This window comes from Streptomyces sp. TOM-9, from assembly GCF_056858595.1.
The window spans coordinates 87,034-101,312 of the sequence record NZ_JBXEQB010000002.1; the positions used below are offsets into that span (position 1 = coordinate 87,034).

The 14,279-nt window shown below is 67.0% G+C and carries 13 protein-coding genes and 3 pseudogenes; 7 read left to right on the forward strand and 9 right to left on the reverse strand.

Annotated features, from left to right (window positions below):
- Nucleotides 1-5: 5 nt before the first annotated feature.
- The 3 genes from AC1VWI_RS44890 to AC1VWI_RS44900 form a co-directional block, all read right to left on the reverse strand.
- Entirely contained in the window at nucleotides 6-893 is an 888-nt protein-coding gene (locus tag AC1VWI_RS44890; RefSeq protein WP_499508794.1) for an IS3 family transposase, read from the reverse strand.
- Nucleotides 890-1,189: a transposase gene (locus tag AC1VWI_RS44895; protein WP_499508795.1), complete on the reverse strand. Its 300-nt coding sequence runs from the start codon at nucleotides 1,187-1,189 to the stop codon at nucleotides 890-892. Before AC1VWI_RS44895 ends, AC1VWI_RS44890 begins: the two co-directional genes overlap by 4 nt.
- A 65-nt stretch (nucleotides 1,190-1,254) precedes the next feature.
- Entirely contained in the window at nucleotides 1,255-1,449 is a 195-nt protein-coding gene (locus AC1VWI_RS44900; protein WP_499517139.1) for a DEAD/DEAH box helicase family protein, read from the reverse strand.
- A gap of 243 nt (nucleotides 1,450-1,692) precedes the next feature.
- Between AC1VWI_RS44900 and AC1VWI_RS44905 the strand changes: the two genes are divergently transcribed.
- Complete coding sequence (locus AC1VWI_RS44905) at nucleotides 1,693-2,838, forward strand: hypothetical protein (protein WP_499517140.1); 1,146 nt, start codon at nucleotides 1,693-1,695, stop codon at nucleotides 2,836-2,838.
- Between the two features lie 177 nt (nucleotides 2,839-3,015).
- Here the strand turns inward: AC1VWI_RS44905 and AC1VWI_RS44910 are convergent, their stop codons facing one another.
- The gene (locus AC1VWI_RS44910) at nucleotides 3,016-4,266 is read right to left on the reverse strand and encodes a L,D-transpeptidase (RefSeq protein ID WP_499517141.1); all 1,251 of its coding nucleotides are present in this window, start codon (nucleotides 4,264-4,266) and stop codon (nucleotides 3,016-3,018) included.
- Nucleotides 4,267-4,667: 401 nt separating this feature from the next.
- A complete protein-coding gene (locus tag AC1VWI_RS44915) occupies nucleotides 4,668-6,101 on the reverse strand; it encodes an aldehyde dehydrogenase (protein WP_499517142.1) in 1,434 nt (477 codons plus the stop codon).
- A gap of 95 nt (nucleotides 6,102-6,196) precedes the next feature.
- Between AC1VWI_RS44915 and AC1VWI_RS44920 the strand changes: the two genes are divergently transcribed.
- Nucleotides 6,197-6,793, forward strand: a complete 597-nt coding sequence (locus tag AC1VWI_RS44920) for a TetR/AcrR family transcriptional regulator (RefSeq protein ID WP_499517143.1) — start codon at nucleotides 6,197-6,199, stop codon at nucleotides 6,791-6,793.
- Between the two features lie 449 nt (nucleotides 6,794-7,242).
- On the opposite strand, the gene AC1VWI_RS44925 is transcribed toward AC1VWI_RS44920, so the two are convergent.
- The 4 genes and pseudogenes from AC1VWI_RS44925 to AC1VWI_RS44940 all read right to left on the reverse strand — a co-directional run.
- Nucleotides 7,243-8,517, reverse strand: coding sequence for an amidohydrolase family protein (locus tag AC1VWI_RS44925; protein WP_499517144.1), 1,275 nt, complete (start codon nucleotides 8,515-8,517; stop codon nucleotides 7,243-7,245).
- Nucleotides 8,518-8,639: 122 nt separating this feature from the next.
- Complete coding sequence (locus AC1VWI_RS44930) at nucleotides 8,640-9,539, reverse strand: isocitrate lyase/PEP mutase family protein (protein WP_499517145.1); 900 nt, start codon at nucleotides 9,537-9,539, stop codon at nucleotides 8,640-8,642.
- A gap of 51 nt (nucleotides 9,540-9,590) precedes the next feature.
- Nucleotides 9,591-10,235: a GntR family transcriptional regulator gene (locus AC1VWI_RS44935; RefSeq protein ID WP_499517146.1), complete on the reverse strand. Its 645-nt coding sequence runs from the start codon at nucleotides 10,233-10,235 to the stop codon at nucleotides 9,591-9,593.
- Nucleotides 10,236-10,444: 209 nt separating this feature from the next.
- A pseudogene (locus tag AC1VWI_RS44940) lies at nucleotides 10,445-10,702 on the reverse strand (transposase); the annotation flags it as partial.
- Here AC1VWI_RS44940 and AC1VWI_RS44945 point away from each other — a divergent pair.
- The 5 genes and pseudogenes from AC1VWI_RS44945 to AC1VWI_RS44965 all read left to right on the forward strand — a co-directional run.
- Nucleotides 10,678-10,875, forward strand: a pseudogene (locus tag AC1VWI_RS44945) (IS110 family transposase); the annotation flags it as partial. The pseudogenes AC1VWI_RS44940 and AC1VWI_RS44945 sit on opposite strands and share 25 nt — an antisense overlap.
- A gap of 127 nt (nucleotides 10,876-11,002) precedes the next feature.
- Nucleotides 11,003-11,752 (forward strand): transposase, encoded by a 750-nt coding sequence (locus AC1VWI_RS44950; RefSeq protein WP_499517147.1) that lies wholly within the window; start codon nucleotides 11,003-11,005, stop codon nucleotides 11,750-11,752.
- A 119-nt stretch (nucleotides 11,753-11,871) separates the two neighbouring features.
- Complete coding sequence (locus tag AC1VWI_RS44955; protein ID WP_419249714.1) at nucleotides 11,872-12,261, forward strand: transposase; 390 nt, start codon at nucleotides 11,872-11,874, stop codon at nucleotides 12,259-12,261.
- Between the two features lie 41 nt (nucleotides 12,262-12,302).
- Nucleotides 12,303-13,286 (forward strand): IS3 family transposase, encoded by a 984-nt coding sequence (locus tag AC1VWI_RS44960; protein WP_419249715.1) that lies wholly within the window; start codon nucleotides 12,303-12,305, stop codon nucleotides 13,284-13,286.
- A 40-nt stretch (nucleotides 13,287-13,326) separates the two neighbouring features.
- A pseudogene (locus AC1VWI_RS44965) lies at nucleotides 13,327-14,276 on the forward strand (IS110 family transposase); the annotation flags it as partial.
- Nucleotides 14,277-14,279: the final 3 nt, after the last annotated feature.

A 14,279-nucleotide genomic window follows, 5' to 3' on the forward strand; every position in this document is an offset into this window, starting at 1 on the left:
GATCGTTATGCCGCGAGCGTGTGCTGCTGACGTTGCCTGGTCTCGGCCGGGGTGAGGTAGCCGAACGTGCGGTGCTTGCGTAGGCGGCGGCGGTTGTAGAAGGTCTCGATGAAGGAGAAGACCTCGGCGCGGGCGGTGGCCCGGTCGGGCCAGGTGCGGGTGCCGATCTCTTCCTTGAGCAGGGCCCAGAAGCTCTCCGCGGCGGCGTTGTCGAAGCATGATCCGGTGCGTCCGCAGCTCTGCCGCAGCCCCAACCTCCCTATGCGCTCACGGAATTGGGTCGAGGTGTATTCGCTGCCGCGATCGCTGTGGACCACGCAGCCGGGCTCGAGTCCGCCTCGGCCGTGCGCCATGTCGAGAGCGTCGACCACCAGCTCGGCGCGGTGGTGGTCGGCCATGGCGTAGCCGACGACTTCGCGGGTGGCCAGGTCCAGCCAGCAGGCGAGGTAGAGCCAGCCCTCGGCGGTGGGCAGGTAAGTGATGTCGCCGACCAGCTTGGTCCCGGGGCGTTCGGCATGAAAGTCGCGGCCGATCAGGTCCGGGGCCGGCTTCGCTTTCGCGTCCGGCCGGGTCAGCGAACGCCGTCTGCGCCGGGTGACGCCGCGGATGTCGCGTTCACGCATCACGCGGGCGACGCGCTTGCGGTTCACCCGTCGGCCCAGGCGGCGCAGTTCGGCGTGGATGCGCGGGACGCCGTAGGTGTGCCGGGAAGCGATGTGCACCACGGTGATCTCGTGTGCGAGTGCGTCGTCGGCGGCCCGCTTGGCACGGCGGGCGGCCTCGCCCTCGCACCAGGCGTAGTAGGAGGACCGGGCGACCTTCAGCACCCGGCACAGCAGAATGATCGGATAGTTCGCCTTCTCCGTGTGGATAAACCGGTACAGCTCGCTCACCGGTCGTTCTCCTTCGCGAAGAAGGCCGTCGCTTTTTTCAGGATCTCGATCGTCTGCTGCTGTTCGCGGACCTCCTTGCGCAGCCGCTTGAGCTCCTCGCGCTCGGCGCTGGTCAGCTCACCGGACTTGCCCTCGCCCTGGTCTGCCTTCGCCCGGCGGTACCAGCCGCGCAGGGACTCGGAGCTGATGCCGAGTTCCCGAGCGACGGCAGTGACCGTCTTGCCCGAGGAATCAACGAGCGCGATCGCATCCCGCTTGAACTCCTCGGTGTAACGCTTCGTGTACTTACTTCCCACCTGGTGCTACTTCCTCTGGAACCTCAAGATCCCAGTCTCCAGGTGTCCACGATCGAGGGGAAGCTTCACTGCACCACCAGGGCTCTGGTCGGCATCACCACCAGGACATTGCCGCGTCGCACCAGGCTGCCCGCCGCTGCGACGGCGACCAGCGTCTTGCCCGTGCCGCACGCGCTGACCAGTGTCATGCGCGACTCACCGTCGGCCGCCGCGGCCTTGATCGCGGCAAGCGCGGCGGCCTGGTGCTCGCGTAGTTTCACCACACCTCCGGAAGATCCGTTGCGGATCGCGCGGGGAATGTACCGCCCAAAGCACCACTCCGACGGGCCTATCGGCAACTTTCAGCCAAAGTCCTCCTCTAGCGGGTAAAGGAGGGCGAACAGCGCGCATGTGCGAGTGGGACGCCGTAAAGAGGTTGGGGGCCTGCGATCCGGTCAGGGGCGGGCTCCCCGTTGCGGCAGCCGCCGGAACTGCATCTCGGCGGTACAGGGAGGAGCCCACCAATGGCGACGACGGCCGGTCGTTCCCGCAGTGCTGGCGCACCTGCGCGCAGGAGGAAGGCCTGGCGGCCGGCACAGCGGCTCGCTCTGTCGGTGCGGTCCATCGGCGGGGAGTCGACCGGCTCCTTCGCGCGGCGATTGGCAGACGCCAACGGCATCCCCGACCAGGAGTTCTGGGCCATGTTCGGAACGCCGGCCCGTAAGGACGGTGCCCCGAGCGACCCCCGCTACAGCGATGGATACCTGAACGCCGCGGCTCTCGAGCGCCTGGCCGTCATGGCCGGCCGACAGGTCAGGGAATTGCAGTTCGCACTGCCGAACCTGCGCCCCCACCGGCTCCTGCCCGAACAAGCCGATCCGGTCTGGGACTGGCCCTGGGACACGTCCGGCTGCTTCCTGGTGCGGGTATGCGAGGTGTGTGCCCACATCAAGAACACCAGCCTGCTCTCCTACCTCGCCTCTGACACGACCTGGCAGGTGTGCTGGGATCATCGCCGCTGGCTGGACAATCGCCGCGAGCCCGGGACGGACGCCATCACCTTGGACGCCCTGCCCGAGGTCCTCGCCGCGCACCAGCAGCGGGTCGTGCTGGAACGCAGGTTGGGCGCCGGCGGACGCGCGCTGTTCGCGGACGCCTACGCGATAGTCTCGTGCTGGTGGAACGTCCCCGCACTGAACGCACCCGTATGGGGGAACCGCCAGCACCTCCTGGCCAGGGCCGGCCGGGACCACCTGCGTGTGGCGCCGCTGGTTTTCTACCCGGAAGCGGTCCAGCTGGCTCAGGCGCTCGCAGCCCGGGAGCGGCAGCGACTGCGACGCACCCTGACCCTCGAGGGCCACTATCGGTGGCTGGACAAGGTGGCTGCGGCCATGGACAGGTGGGGCATCCCGAGCGAACCAGGGCTGGACGCGGTGGAGCACTGGGCCGACCAGCATCCGCCGCTGATGCCGCCGCGAGGCAAAACCCGGGATCTGCAGGCGGCACGGCCGATGCGCGGCCGGCACCGGCGGCTGCCTCTGACCGACAACGCCCACGCGCTCAATGCGCCGCTGGGTGAGCGTTCCTGCCTGCCGTGGAAACTGGGTGAGCTTCTCACCAGCGAACTGAACCCGGCGTCCGGCGGCTGGGCCGTGCACGGCCGGGCATGATGCCGGCGGTTACCGCGCACCGGCACCCACCGCGAACGCCAGGACTCCATTGCCGGCATACAGCGGCACGGTGAGCTGACCCGGATTCGTTCCACCCAGGGTTGTCGGCGCGCCAGGCCGGAGGTGAGGGGCCCACTCGGGTGCGGTGCGCGCTGTCGCGCTGAGACTGACGACTACCTAGCCGAGGGCGCTGCCCTGCTGCCAGGTCTTCCAGCCGATGTTCCAGTCGCCGTAGCCGTTGTTTGTGGCCACGGTGTCCTTTGAGTTGACCACTGCGACAGGGTCGCCGACCTTGACCTTTCCGAAGAACCACTTTGCGTCGGCACTGCTCATGCCGATGCAGCCGTGACTGCCGTTGACGCGGCCGAACTTGCCCTCGTTCCACGGGGCGGCATGTATGTAGGTGCCCGAGGGGGTGAGCTGCACGTCCCACTTGACCTCGCCGAGGTCATAGGCCTCGGGGCCGAAGATGCCGACCGAGGCGGAATTCATCCTGATCGTAGGTACCTTGCTGAGCACGACCATGGTCCCGTTCCAGGTTTCGAAGCCCTTCTTGCCCGTCGAGACCGGGAGGGTTCTGATGGTTCTGCCGTTCTCGGCCACGGTCATCGTCTTCTTGACGACATCGACGGTACTGATCACCGATGCGCCCACGGTGAAGCCGACCTTGCGGTTCTGGATGCCGTAGAGCCCGCCGCCCGCGTTCACCCCGACCAGGTCCATCTCCAGGGTCACCTTGGTTCCGGGGGCCCAGTACTTCTCCGGCCGGTAGTCGATCCGGTCCTTGCCGTTGCGGTCCTTCATCCAACTCCATGCGCCCTCAACGGCCGGGGCGGCGGTCACCTTCAGTCCGCGCTCTACGGCCGCCTTGTCGTGCACCGGCTTGTTGAAGACGATCGACACCGGCATCGCGACGCCGACCGTTGCGCCCTTGTCCGGGTAGTACTCGCCGACGAAGGTCTTCTGCTTACTCAGCGTGGTGAAGGTGCTGGTGCGGGTCGCCGTGCTGTCATCTGAGCTCTTGATCCGGGCCTTCAGCGCATAGGTGGTGGCGTAGTCGGTGGCAAGGGACGAGGTCCAGGATGTGCCGTCGGCAGACAGCGAACCGTCGAGAATCCGGCCGTCATCGGCGGTGACCGAGACCGACGTGAACCTGCCGCCCCTGGACTCCACGGTTAGGGGTTCGCCGGGTACCACCTTCCGGCCTGCCATGGCAGGCGAAAAGGTGACGCTGGCCGTGTCGGATTGGTCGGCCGGCGCGCGGGTTCCGGGGCTCGCCGAAGTCGGCGCCGGCGGCGACCCTGAGGCGGGCTGGGTACAGGCGGCCAACGCGACGAGCGCCGCGGCGACGAGAGCTGCATGCCCCAGCGTTCTGCGCTGGGGGCGTCGGTTCACCCCTGAACTGCGTTCACGTCGGCTGTCGGTCATAGTCGTCCTTTCCTGATGAAGCATCTCTAAGTCACTTAGCAGACGGGCGGGCGCACGGAACCCGGCTCCCGTAACGAGGCGTCCGAGCGAGGAAATCCACTAGGACATTTAGTTGATGTGAGTCGGTGGAGGGTCCGTGTAGACGCCGCCGACCTGCCGCTTCTGGCCGCAGCGGAGGTCGCCATAGGAGCGCTGTCATGCGAGAGCCCCGCCCGGGGCGACGCTCCATCCCTCGAGTGCAGGGGCCTGCTTGTAGACGCCGGTAGCCGTCTCCCTCGGCCTCGGTCCCCGTTCACCGGGGTGAGGTGCTTGGCCGCCCTGGGTTGATGCCGCGGCGCGGGCCTCTGTCGAGGCCCCCCGCCTCTCCCACCAAGTTCCCCGGCAGGCACCTCGCGCCCCGCTCAGATGTTGATTGCCTTCAACTCCACGTACTCGCTCAGACCCGCGGAGCCGAATTCACGCCCGATGCCGCTGGCCTTGTAACCCCCGAAGGGCGCCTCGAGACTCACGGCCGCGGCGTTCACCAGGAAGTACCCGGTGCGGATTCGGCGTGCTATCTCGACGCCGCGGGCAGTGTCGGCTGTCCAGACGCCGCCACTGAGGCCGTACGGCGAGTCGTTGGCGATCCGGATCGCTTCCTCCTCGTCGCCGTAGGGGATGACCACGAGAACGGGGCCGAAGATCTCTTCCTGAGCGATGCGCATGCTGTTGTCGACATCGGCGAAAAGTGTCGGCTTGACATAGCAACCGCCCTCGAGCCCCTCCGGTACTCCCGTGCCCCCGCTGACCAGTCGTGCGCCCTCCTTGATGCCCAATTCGATGTAGGACTGGACCCGCTCCTGTTGGCCCGCCCTCACCATGGGGCCGATGGCAGTGGCAGGGTCCGCGGGATCCCCGACGTTGAGGCCTTCCATCATTTCCTTGAGGGCCGCGACGACCTCCTCGTAGCGGCTCCTCGGCGCGAGGATTCGGGAGTGGTTCCAGCAGCTTTCGCCGTTGTTGGCGAAAGACACGAACGAGAGCCCCGCGACGACGGTCGCCAAGTCTGCGTCCTCGAGGATGATGGTGGCCGACTTGCCGCCCAACTCCAGGCTGACCCGCTTGAGTTGTTCACCCGCGATGCCAGCGATACGCCGCCCGGCAGCCGTTGACCCAGTGAAGGAAATCTTGTCCACGTCGGGATGGGAGATCAGGTACTCACTGGTCTCGCGGTCCGAGGGCAGGATACTGAGCACGCCTTCGGGGAATCCGACCTCCGCTGCGATCTCTCCCAACATGAGCACACTGAGGGAGTTCTCCGGCGACGCCTTGAGGATCACCGTGTTGCCGGCGAGCAGGGCAGGGACGATTTTGGCCAGTGCCGCCTGGTGGGGCGCGTTCCATGGAATTACCGCGGCGACGACACCGATCGGTTCTCGGCGCAGTAGAGCCTTTGATCTGCCGGACGGGTCCAGGGGCACCTCCCAGCCGAAGGAGGCGGCTGCCCGCAGGTAGGCGTCCGTCTGCCCGGCGAGTGCGGCCTGGACCGGGCCGGTGAACGAGATCGGGGAGCCACGCTCCGCACTGATCAGCTCGGCCGCTTCGGTGGCTCGCTCCGCATGGAGCTCGTTGAAGCGTGAGATGAGTGCCTGCCGCTCCTTCGGTGTGGTCAGGGGCCAGGGCCCATGGTCGAAAGCCTTCCGCGCGGCGGCCACTGCCCGGTCCATGTCGGCAGGAGTCGCTTGTGCGGCCCGTCCGACCAGGGACTGGTCATGGGGCGACCGTATGTCGAGCAGCTCCGCCGAGCTGGGCCGCACCCACTCGCCCCCGATGAAGAGCCTGTCGTAAGTGATCATCCGTAGAGAACCTTCCAAACTAAACGGTTATTTATTAACGTAGTACGCTCGCGGGGCGCTGTCAAACAAAACGGTTGGTTAGATACGCTTGAGCAATGTCACCGGAATCCAGGAGACCAAGGACACGCGACGCCGAGGCCACGAAGTCGCGGTTGCTGCAGGCCGCGACGGACGAGTTCGCGGCCTACGGCATCGCCGGCGCCCGCGTGGACCGGATCGGCACTGCTGCGAACGCGAACAAGGCGTTGATCTACGCCCACTTCGGGAACAAGGACCAACTCTTCGACGCCGTCATCGAGCACGCGGTCACGCAAGTCATGACCGAGGTTCCACTGACCCCGTTCGATCTGGCGGACTACGCGGGCCGCCTGTTCGACTTCCTCGTCTCACATCCGCAGCACCTGAGGTTGGCCACGTGGCACCGACTGGAGCGCGAGGGGAGCGGTCACGACCCCGTGGGGATGAGGTCCTCGATGGACCAGAAGGCCGCCGCCATCGCGGCGGCCCAGGCGGCGGCAGAGGTCCCGTCCGACTTCTCCGCCGAGGACCTGCTGGCTTTCACCCTGGCTCTGGCGGCTGCTTGGATGCCGCTGAGCTCCACCGTGCCCATAACCCTGGACGAGCACTCGCTCGTCGCGCACCGGGCGGCCGTCGTAGAGGCGGTCCGGCGGCTGGCGTCCGCCCCCACCTGACGGCCGTGCACTGGGTCTCGGCGACGTATGCTGGCCGCCCGCCGGGCGGCCGGTCTCGCCGTGGGTCGACGGCTGGAACGACAACCCCAGGCCAGCCGTTCGCCTGGCCCAAGAGCGCAGACGAAATCCTCAACTCCCTCGCCGACTACCTCGGCAAAGTCGCGTCTCCGCCTACCAACAACCAGGCGGTGACTTAGCCTCGCTCTTTCTGGTGCATGACACAAAAGGTGGCACTGGGCCTCCAAGGAGTCGAGGGTCGGGGAAAGCTGGATTGTGACTGATGCCGGCCTGCTGCCGCACGCGGCACTCAAGCGTGGTGGGGAGCTTCGACAGCACCCCGGTCAGGGAGCCCGACATTTCTGGTGATGCTCGTAGCCGTGCGGTGCCATCGGGATCGGTGGTTGGAGAGGGTTGTCCGCTGCGTGAGCCGGTGAGTATCGGTTCACGTGTCAGGCACCGCTGTGTGCGTCCTTGCGTACGCGGTCGCGGATGGCCCGCCGGTCGAGTGGCCGGCCCTGGAGATGGACGGAGTCAATTTTGCGGGTGTTGGGCATGTGCACAAGCGGATCTGCGTCCAGGACGATGAAGTCGGCCCGCTTGCCCGGCTCCAGGGCGCCACGGTCGGTGAGCCCCAGCAAGTCGGCCGAGCGCTGGGTGGCGCTCTCTATGGCGGCAAGAGGCGACACGCCCGCCGCTACCAGGGCCTCCAGTTCCCGGTGCTCGGCGAAGCCAGGGAACTGGGTGAGCAGGCCCGTGTCTGCCGAGAAGACGACCCGCACGCCGGCGTCGAAGAACGTCCTCAGCGTGCGTTCCATGCGCTGGTAGGCCTCAGTCGTGTCGAACAACGGTTGCGGCGCGTTGCTCCGGATGCGGGCGCGCAGGTCCGCGATCGCCTTGACGGGGGCGAGCTCCGCCAGAGCGGGGTCATCGAGCCAGGCGTCGCCGTCCGGGCGCTGGATACTCATTGAGGTGAACACCGCGGTGCCGCGGGTGGTGAGCAGTTCGATGAGTTCCTCGTCAGGCTCTGGGGTCCTCGGCAGGTGTGCCAGGATGTCCGCGCCCGCGTGGATCGCCTCCTTGGCGTCGTCCACCGTGTAGATGTGGGCGGCGACCTTCAGGCCGCGCGTATGGGCTTCGTCGATGATCGCTCGGCAGATGGCCGGTTGCAGCCTGGCCTTCGTCCCGTGCCGGTCGTCGAGCCAGAGCTTGACGGCGTCCACGTCCTTCGCCGCCAGGGCGCGTACGTGCCGACGTGCGTCTTCGGGACTCGTCGCCTCGTGAACCGCGTCGACCGCGAAGAAGGGGCCGCCATTGCTCGAGCCGGGCGTGGGGGCGACGATGCCTGATCCGGCGGTGAACAGGGTCGCGATGCCTTCGTCGTCGAGTTCGCCCCTGCGCTGCATGTCGCGTAGGCGGATCTCGGTGTCGTCGCGGTCGGTTCCGAGGGACTGGAACACACTGACGCCGTAGTAGGCGAGTCGGCGGAGGTGGTCGAGGATGTTCTCGCCGGAGAAGTGACTGGAATCCGCGCCCGCCCCCTTCCAGTAGCCGATGTGCCCGTGCGGGTTGATTATGGCGGGCATGACCGTCTTCCCGGCCAGGGAGACCGTCTCCCGTGCCGGATCGGGGGTGACGGCTTCGCGAGGTCCGATCTGCTCAATCAGGCCATCGCGAACGAGTATTCCGGCATCGTCGATGACCAGTTCACCATCACCCACGATCACCCGGGCGCCTTCGAAGAGAACCGCAGTGGAACGCTCTGCTCCTCTGTTGTCGCGTGACCGTCCCGACGCCCCATGTGAAGTGCTCACAGGTCTTCCTTCTTTTCGCATGGCAACGGGGTGAGTTACGACGAGACGGGCGGCGTGGCGTAACGCATGCTGCGCTGCTCGAACTCGTCGTAGCCCATGAGGGTCTCGAAGGCACGCTGGTCGGTGACGAAGTCCTTCAGCGTGCCGACCTCGTTACCGGCTCGCAGAGCGCGCAGAACGTCGCTCACCCCCTTCGAGGCGGCGCCGATGAGCGTGTACCACAGCAGGACCACATCGGCGCCGGCCTGGGAGTACTCCTCGATCGTGTGCGCAGGAACATCTGATCCCGTCACGTCCAGAAGGTCACCCGCGACCATGACGGGAGCGGCGATACGCTCGCGGTACCGGGCGATGTCCTCGGCGGGGAGGGCAGGCGCGAAGACCATGTCGGCTCCCGCGGCGACGTACCTTTCCAGTCTCTCGACGCACTCTTCCACATCGTGATTGACCCATGCCGCGTCGGAGCGTGCGATGACCAGGAAGTCCGGGTCCGTCCGGGCGTCGACCGCAGCGCGGATCTTCTGCGACATCTGTTCCGCGGAGAGCAGTCCGGCCGGCCTGGCCGTGTGCTTACCACCCAGGTTGTCTTCGATGTGCACGCCGCACACACCCGCGGACTCGAAGGCCTGGATCGTCCGCCAGAGGTTCGGGGCATCGTAGAACCCGTTCTCCGCGTCGGCGAGAACCGGAACCGAGGTCGCTTCGACGACCCGGCGGGTCTGCTCGACCATCTCGTTCAACGTCAGCAGCCCGACATCCGGCATACCGAACCCGGATGCCGCAGCGGCGAAACTGCCGACATACGTGGCCTCGAATCCGGCCCGCTCGACCAGCTGCGCGCTGAGGGCGTCGTAGGCCCCGGCTAGGACCACTGTCTGATCAGCCGCGAGCAGGGTCTTCAGGGCCTTCCTGCGTGCACTGTGATGGTGGGACACTTTGCTGCTTTCTGAGAGTCCATGGGATGCCGTGCGCAGTGGTTGCCGCCGTCAGACCAGGAAGTCCCGGTACCGGTGGAGCCGCTTGCGCGCGGTCTGCATGTTGTGCCGCTTGAGTTGTTCGGCACCCTCGGCGTCTCCGCGCGCGAGAGCTTCGATCACCAAGCGGTGCTCGGCAAGGCTTTCCCGTATACGCCCCGGCGTCATGAGGATGCGGCGTCGGAGCGCGTGCGACTGGTCGCGGACGCCGGCGAGCATCTCGGCGAGGAAAGCCTGATCGGCCAGTTCGATGACGGTGTCGCGATACCGGTCGATCGCCGCCAGGAAAGCGTCGATGTCATCGTCGTCGGCAGCCTTGTCCAGGGTGCCGGCCTCGGCGAACAGCTCCTGCAGTTCGGCCCAGTCGGCCGGCTGCGACTTCCGCGCGGCGAGCCGCGCGGCCAAGCCTTCAAGGAGCTCCAGGACGTCGTAGATCTCCTGCAGGCGGTCGTAATTCAGTCGCGCCACCACCACCCCCGCGTTGGGGAGACGCTCGACGAGCTTGCGAGCTTCCAGGGCCTGCAAGGCGGACCGGACCGCGAATCTGGTGGTTCCTAGTTCCTCGGCCAGCTGTACCTCCGGCAGGCGATCACCCGGGGCCAGGTCCCCGCGCAGTACGCGTTCACGCAGTTCGACTTCAACATCCTGACGCTTCACGAAAGCATGATCTTTCTTGAAAAGGTCTACTTCCTGACGCTGTCAACGCTAGGTGTGGCACGAAGTCATTGTCAACCATCATGGCGACAATGTAGCAGCTGATTGGCGACAATGTAGGCTCGACGTGTCGCCACCCGATACGCCGTCGCTCAAGATCAAGGTGTCCCGCAGTACCCGGGGCGGGCGGTGCCCCTATGTCCGAGGAAGACCCGTTTGAGCTGCTTGCTTCCCCGCCGGGAGGGCTGCTTACCGCGGATCGAGGAGCCCGAGCTCCAGGTCGCCGGGGCGAGACCTGCGTGGGCGGCAAGGCAGCCGGCGGTAGGGAAGGTGCTGCCATCTCCGACCTCGATCAGGATCCTGGCTCCGGTCCTGACGCCGACTCCCGGCATGGACGTCAAGACCTTCGAAAGAGGGTGACCCTCCAGCAGTTCCTCGATCCGCCCTGCCAGCAGCTTCCGCTGATCAAGCACTTGCAAAGCTACGGATCAGCGACGACAGCGCCGGCTTCCACGCATTGACGAAACTTCTGGCTCAGCACGGTGACAGCGCAGCAGAACCGATCCCGGTCGCCATCGAGACGCCCCGCGGGCTTCTCGTCGCCGCCTTGCGGGCCACCGGCCGCCAGATCTACGCAATCAATGAGCCTTTTCAGCGGGGCCACCGAACGGGTGAGGGCCTACTGGTTGAAGGCCGGTGCGAAACGGGCGAGGCTCCTCGGCGGTTGAGCGAGATGTCTGATGTCTCAACTCTTCTGCCGGGGAGCCCCGTTGGTTACCTATCCTGCAGCACTGGACCTGCCTCATGCGCTGGTTGAGTGGGTGACGATCCTGATCGTCACCCGGGAGGGTGACCGCCGCTGGAAACTCCGACCCTCGCAGCGGGCCCTGGTCGCGCTGGTGTGTCTGCGCAAGCACGACACCCTCGCGCAGATCGCAGCGGGCTTCCGGATCAGCGTCGGCACCGCCCACGCCTACGTGCACGCGGTCATCGATCTCCTGGCCCATCGCGCGCCAGGCCTGACCCGCGCCCGGCGCGAGGCGAACGCGGAGTACGTGCTCGTCGACGGCACGCTCGCCGAGTGCGACCGGGTCGGCGACGGTTGCGCCGACTACTCCGGCAAGCACCGCCGCCACGGCGTGAACCTGCAGGTCATCACCGACCCACACGGCGAGATCGTGTGGATCTCCCGAGCGCTGCCCGGCCGCACCCACGGCCTGACCGCGGCCCGCACCCACCGCATCGTGACCACCTGCGTCCGCCTCGGCATCCCAGCTCTGGCCGACCTGGCCTACCTCGAAGCCGGCGGCACCTTCGCCACGCCGACCAGATGCCCACCCCGCAAGGAGCTCACCACCCGGCAAAGATCGCTGAACCGGGCGCACGCCCGGCTCCGCTACCCCGTCGAACGCGGCATGGCCACCCTCAAACTCTGGCGCATCTTCCGCCACGCCCGCTGCAGCCCTAACCGTCTGTCGTCAGCGGCACGAGCCGTACTCACCCTGCAGAGGCAACGCTGAAAAGGCTCAATCCCTTGGCCGCGGCCCGATATCGCGACCGCGCCCTCTCTGACAGCCTCGGCTGAGACACCCGGTTTATCGGGTTAGTCTGGATGGGCGAGACAGGAGATCCCTTCAGCATGGCCAGCACGACCCCGATACCCGCCGGTGACGATCCGGCGCCGAAGCCGAAGCGGCGGACGTTTTCCGCGGAGTACAAGCTGCGGATCGTTGCCGAGTACGACGCCGCCCCGGCCGGGGAGAAAGGCGCGATCCTGCGCCGTGAGCGGCTGTACCACTCGCACATCATCGAGTGGCGCCAGGCCCGCGAGGCCGGCGCCCTGGATGCCCTGGCCGACCGGCGGACCTCGGCGGTGCGGCCGAAGAAGGCGGCCGAGCAGGCCGAGCTGGAACGGCTGCGCAAGAAGGTCGCACGACTGGAGAAGGACCTGGCCCGCCGGGACGCGGCCCTGGAAGTCATGGGAAAAGCCAACGCGCTCTTGGAACTGCTCTCCGAGAGCGCGGACTGAAGCACGCCGCCGCGCCCCTGATCGACGAAGCGTTCACGGGTGTGCAGGGCCAGTTGGGGACCACAGCAGCCTGCCGGCTGACCGGGCGCTCACGCGCCACCCACTACCGTCACATCAACCCCAAGCCGAAGCCCGCACCGTCCCCAAGACCCACGCCCGCCTCGGCCCTCTCGCCGGCCGAACGGGCAGAGATCCTGGCGCTGTTGAACCGGCCGGAGTACGTAGACCTGCCGCCCGCGCAGGTCTGGGCGCGTGAGCTGGACGCGGGGAACTACTGGTGCTCGGAGCGGACGATGTACCGGATCCTGTCCGCCGCCGGGCAGAACGGCGAACGCCGCCGCCAGGCCACCCACCCGCCCAGGACGATCCCCGAGCTGACGGCGACCGGCCCCTCGCAGGTCTTCACCTGGGACATCACGAAGCTGCCCGGCCCGGACAAGGGCATCTGGTACCACGCCTACGTGATCATCGACATCTTCAGCCGCTACATCGTCGGCCACACCGTCGAGCGGGCCGAAACGGCTGAGCGGGCGGAGGAGTTGATCCGCGAGACGATCGAGCGCAACGGCATCGTGCCAGAGACCGTGCACGCAGACCGCGGCACCTCGATGACCAGCAAGAAGGTGTCCCAACTGCTGATCGACCTCGGCATCACCAGGAGCCACTCGCGCCCCAGGGTCAGCAACGACAACCCATACTCGGAAAGCCAGTTCAGGACCACGAAGTACACCGCCGACTACCCAGAACGGTTCGATTCGCTGGCCCATGCCCGGGAGTGGATGGACGCCTTCATCACCTACTACAACCACGACCACAGACACTCCGGGATCGGCCTGCACACCCCCGCCTCCGTCCACTTCGGCACTGCAGAGGAGGTCCGCGACCAGCGGGCCACCGCTCTCGCCGAGGCATACGAACGCCACCCCGAACGCTTCGCCCGCCGACCAAGACCACCCGAGATACCCGGCCAGGTCTGGATCAACGACCCGGCGAAACGAAGGCAACCCGAACCACAAGGTTCATAGCACCGCGAACGTCTCATTTGACTTGACAACTACCGGCGCGAGCGTCTCCCGAGCCAAGTCCGACGCAGCGGACGCCCGGGTTCTGGCCAACATCCTCCGGACCGACCGGCATGCCCACCGGCCTCTGCCCGACGACAGCTAAGCGGGGCAGGCCGTCGCCGTCCTGGCTCGCGCTCACCAGGACGCCATCTGGGACCGGCAACAGATGATCAGGCTTCGGTCACACCTTCGCGAGTACTATCCAGTCGCTCTCACTGCCTTTCACGGCGCTGGAAAGCCCGGACTCGACTCGCCGCGCGCCCGCGTGATCTTGACTGCCGCACCCACGCCGGCCGACGCCGCCAAGCTCACCCGCAGCCAGCTGCGCGCGTTACTCAAGCGCGGTGAGCGTCCACGTTGTGGGATCGAAGCCGAGGTTGAGCGACTTCGGGCAATCTTCCGCGCGGACTCCCTGCGGCAGTTGCCGCAGGTCGAACAGGCTCTGGGACAGCGGGCAGTGGCACTCGTCCGGCAGGTCGACGCCGCCTGCGTCAGCGTGGCCCAGTTGGCGGTGGCGACGGAAGAGGCATTCCTCGCGCACCCGGATGCCGAGATCATCACCAGCTTCCCAGGGCTCTCCGTGTTCTCTGGAGCACGCGTCTCGCCGAGATTGGAGACGACCGCGAACGCTTCGCGGACGCCAGAGCCATGAAGGCATACGCCGGCGCGGCTCCTGTCACACGGGCCTCCGGCCGCAGCCACGTGGCTGTGGCCCGGACCGTCAAGAACCAGCGACTGGCATCAGCCGGGCGCATGTGGGCCTTCGCAGCCCTGCACACGCAGGCTCCACGTGCCCACTATGACCGACGGCGTGCTGGTGGAGAACGGCATACCGCGGCTCTCAGGAACCTGTTCAACAAGCTGCTCGGCTGCCTCTTCCACTGCCTACAGCACCGCACGCTGTTCGACCCCGACCGTGCCTTCGCACCACCCATGGATCTTGCTGCCTGAGCT